This window comes from Bacillus sp. JJ1609, from assembly GCF_036967045.1.
GTDB lineage: Bacteria > Bacillota > Bacilli > Bacillales > Cytobacillaceae > Mesobacillus.
Genome location: NZ_JBALSS010000028.1, coordinates 1 through 4,330, shown reverse-complemented (window position 1 = coordinate 4,330; position 4,330 = coordinate 1). Strand labels below are relative to the sequence as shown.

General features: G+C 41.1%; 4 protein-coding genes. 1 reads left to right on the top strand and 3 read right to left on the bottom strand.

The window, feature by feature from the left end; translation table 11 throughout:
• Positions 1-140: 140 nt before the first annotated feature.
• Positions 141-2,525 (bottom strand): M14 family zinc carboxypeptidase, encoded by a 2,385-nt coding sequence (locus tag V7654_RS19595; RefSeq protein ID WP_335432487.1) that lies wholly within the window; start codon positions 2,523-2,525, stop codon positions 141-143.
• A 214-nt stretch (positions 2,526-2,739) separates the two neighbouring features.
• The gene (locus V7654_RS19590) at positions 2,740-3,111 is read right to left on the bottom strand and encodes a DUF948 domain-containing protein (protein WP_335432486.1); all 372 of its coding nucleotides are present in this window, start codon (positions 3,109-3,111) and stop codon (positions 2,740-2,742) included.
• Positions 3,112-3,258: 147 nt separating this feature from the next.
• Between V7654_RS19590 and V7654_RS19585 the strand changes: the two genes are divergently transcribed.
• A complete protein-coding gene (locus V7654_RS19585) occupies positions 3,259-3,579 on the top strand; it encodes a YciI family protein (protein ID WP_335432485.1) in 321 nt (106 codons plus the stop codon).
• A gap of 61 nt (positions 3,580-3,640) precedes the next feature.
• Here V7654_RS19585 and V7654_RS19580 read toward each other — a convergent pair.
• Positions 3,641-4,330, bottom strand: a 690-nt coding sequence (locus V7654_RS19580; RefSeq protein ID WP_335432484.1) for a hypothetical protein, incomplete at its 5' end; no start/stop codon positions are given.

Below are 4,330 nucleotides of genomic sequence, written 5' to 3'. Positions count from 1 at the left end.
CCGCGGAAAGCGAAGCGCCTGGAACGGAAATCAACAGACTAGTTAAATAGATCAAATAAAATAAGCTGTAGACAAACTTGATTTTCCGAGTTTGTCTACAGCCTGAAGCATCAGGATACTTCCCGATGCTTTTTCAATGCTTATTTTTCAAAAATGCTGTTGGAAAGAAGTCGGAACAGGTAGTCTGTATGATCGCGGAAGCCTGCTTCAAGACCGATCATCGTGACATCTTTATCCTTTTCTTTCACGATTACTGCTTTGCCTTGTGCTTCACTTTTTTTTGCGTCTTCTCTCCAATGACCGGCAACAAAGAAGTCAGAACTATCTTCATAGGTTGCAGCCACTTGATCATTATCAGTGTTGGTATACCAAACTGGGCGGTAAACGAAGCCAATATCATTCTGGCTGTAACCTGCTGTTACTCCGGAACCTTGATAATCAACCGTTACAATTCCATTGCTGTTGGATCCGCCGACGTTAATCTGATCATCTGTTAGACCAAGTGTTTTTGTTGCTTTAGAAGCCCCGGCACCAACAGCGATATATTTGCCGCCTTCCTTCAAGAAGGAATCTAGATTTGCTTTGAATTGATCGAGCTGTTTTGGGCTTTTGAAACCAAATTCCTTATTTGCTGTTGATAGGGTAGTAGAAATTAGGTTTTCTGTACCACTGTATACAAACACATCGAATCCAGCTAAGCTTTTTTCAGCAACTTCAGCAGGAGTCACTTCACTAACGTTAAATCCGAGACGTTTGAGAGCGAGTTTTGTTCCGGAATGTGATTGAACTTTACCCATTCCGCCGTCTTTCAAGATGGCGACTTTTACATCGGAGACGTCCACTGTATCTGCAGGTACCTGGGCCGTACCAATCTGAAGCCCGGACTGTTTTACAGCAGCCGAAATCACATTTGCAGATGCTTCAGTATAAAAATTGCCTGCAGTATCCCGTTTTACAGAAATGCCTTGCTGAAGTAATGTATTCACAAGATTTACAGCCTTTACAGAGCTATTTGGAATCAAGAATGGGCCTTTTCCAGTTATTGACCACTGGCTTTGGACCTGATTCACTTTTGCAGCGGTCATATTGAACTCATCTTCCACAGCAATTGCTTCGAATCCCCAAAGCTCTGGCAAGCTCCATGCTGAAATATCATACATATAAGGTGTGTCTTCGGAAATATCCTCGCCATCCCAAAGCATTGTATTAGCCAGACCTGCCTTAGCCTGGTCCATTTTCACGACATATGTTCCTTTTGGATAGGACTTTCCGTCCGCAGTGAAGGATTTTGAAGCCTGAACAACCTCAATGTCGTTTTTCTGAAGGTGGGCAATCGCTTTTTGAGTGACAGTTGGATCTTCTGAATCTACTGGCAGTACATAAGCTGAAGGGAAGAAGCCCTCCTCATGGAACGGATGGTCAAAATTAATACCGCGCTTGAACATTTCGATTTGGTCGGTAATCATGTCCTGCTTGTTATCAGTTGCATATTGAAGTGCACCCATGATTGCATCATACATCCACTGAACACCGTCAAGGTCATTGGTAGGTGCCTCTAGCGTATGACCATATGCTCCATGGTACATAGCGTACATTGGCGTGAAAATTGGCGGGTAATCATCCCAGCCTGCAGCGTCATCACGCTGAGGGACATAGACTCCCTCCATTGACTGATAGAGGCTGCCAGTGAATTTGTCCTTGTTGGACATGATTTGAGCTTCCATTGCCTCTGCCTGTTTATAGGCCCATTTATTGTAAAGGTCATATTCATAGTTTGGATTGTGTGGAGGTGTACAAGGCTCAATCAGTCCCTGCTTATTTGGTGCATAACCTTTAACATAGCCATGGGTATCAAGGAAGACCATTGGGTTCCATTCCTTGATTAACGCTACAGTTTCCTGCGTTTCTGGCTGTGATTGCGTGATGAAGTCACGATTCAAGTCGATGCCCTCTCCATTAAAACGAGTGGCATTAATCCTGCCATCCGGATTTTGAACGACGTTGAAAATTAAGATGTTGTTCTCGAGAATTTCTTTTGTCTTGTCATCATGATCAAGAGCGAAACGCTCGATCAGCTGCATGACTGCGTCACTGCCGACAAACTCTGTTCCGTGGATTGAACCGTTAATCATGACCGGAACCTTGAAGTCAGGATTATTTTGAATCCAGTCTTGAGCTTTTCCAGGATTCTTGAACATTTGTTTTCTTAAAGACTGGATTTTGCCAAACTTGCCCTGAGTATCAGGTGCAGCAATCGTGACGACATACAGAGGTTGTCCAGTAGATGATTGGCCCTTTACTTCCACCTTGATGCGGTTTGATTGCTTCTCAAGCTCTGCAAGCTTTACGCCGATTTCCGAGAATTTCATAAAGTCATAGTTTTCACTGTTGAATAGACTTCCATCTTGTTCTTCATTCACGTTTACATTCTTCCAATTAAAAGACTCCGCCAGCGCGGGAGTCCATGGGGAAGCAGCGAGTAAACTGGCTGCCATTACGCCAGAAATGATTTTTTTATGTTTCATTTATGTATTCCTCCGTATAATTAATAATGTATATTTATACATTTTAATAATTAATTATTATTTCGGCAATCGTACGAAATACCTAAAATTACTGAGCTGCTATAAAGCATAAGACTAGTCGAATATATTGATTAAAGGAAAAAGCATTGAAATGTAAAATGGGAAGATAGTCACTTAGTGAGGGGAAATAAAAAAACAGGGCGAGGAGCCCTGTTTAAGATTGTGATTGCGCCATTCTGTTAATGCGATTGCGTTTCCATTGTCTTGCTTTATACTGACGTTCAAGAGCAGCGACTGGCTTGGCCACAAATGCATTTTTGAAGACAACAGGTGTTTGTTTTACCGAAAATACGACGGTGTTGACCGCTTTTTTCTTTTCTTCAAAATCTGACATTAGCTGTTGCTGATGGATTGTAAGTTTATCGGTTTCATGCTTGATCGCATTCGTTTTAACCTGCATCCTGGCCGCGGTTTCCTGTAGGCTTTCGATGGAAGGCTTCGCCGCTTTGAAGGTTTTAAATGCAACAAATCCCAGATAAGCCAGAGAAGCCACAATGACAGCGATGCTGATATAGACAATGATCATAAGTTAAATGCCTCCTTAAATAATACTCCTTAAAATGTATTTACCCATATCAGGGTAGTTTTAACAAAGAAATATTTTATACCTGATGAGAGATATTGGTAAATGGTATAATAAACTGTAAATCTTATTGAAATTGGGGTTCTATTTATGGATAAGTTTGTTGTCATTCTAAAGGAGAAACGCAAGGGAGAGCTTGATGTCAATCTGTTAAACCTGCACATCGAACATCTTCGGCATTTAAGCCGGGAGGGAAAACTGATGATTGCCGGTCCATTTAAAAATAATGAACAGGGCATGCTGATCCTGAACTGCGAGGACATAGAAGAAGCGATTAGCCTTGTAGAAAGCGATCCATTCATAAAAGAGAAATATTATAATACATATGAAATCAATGAGTTAATTGTTGCAAATGAGGAAAATAATTGGTTAATGGATAACCCGCAAACGACCGGGAATCTAGTTCACTAATGGCCGAAAAAAAGGACTTTCACAAATTGTGAAAGTCCTTTTCTTATAAAACTAAACTCAATTACTTTGTTTCTGCATCAATGATTACTTCTTTATTAGCATCTTCAGCAGGGGCTTCTTCAGAAACTTCGCCAGCAAGTACAGCAGAGATCAAAGCAGCAACTTGTTTTGCAACTTCACTTGCATTAACACTAGCTTTAGCCTCAGCTTTATTAGCAGCAGAAGTGTTTACTTTAGCTTCTTCTTCAGCAGCAGTTTCGTCAACAGCAACTTCTTCAGTTACTTCTTCAGTAGTAGTTTCGTCAGCAACAACTTCTTCAGTAGCTTCTTCAGTATTAGTTTCGTCAGCAACAACTTCTTCAGTAGCTTCTTCAGTAGCTTCTTTAGTAACATCTTGTTCGGTTGCTTCAATTTCAGCAAGTACAGCAGAGATCAAAGCAGCAACTTGTTTTGCAACTTCGCTTGCATTAACACTAGCTTTAGCCTCAGCTTTATTAGCAGCAGAAGTGTTTACTTTAGCTTCTTCTTCAGCAGCAGTTTCGTCCGCAGCAACTTCTTCAGTTACTTCTTCAGTAGCAGTTTCATCAGCAACAACTTCTTCAGTAGCTTCTTCGGAAACTTCTACAGAATAATGAACAGCGGAGTGTTTATTAGCGTTCGCTTTAGCATTTTCACTTGCGTGGTAAGCTTTAGACTTCATTTTGTTCGCAATAGAAGGAGATACTTTTGTTTCTTCTTCAGTAGCAACTTC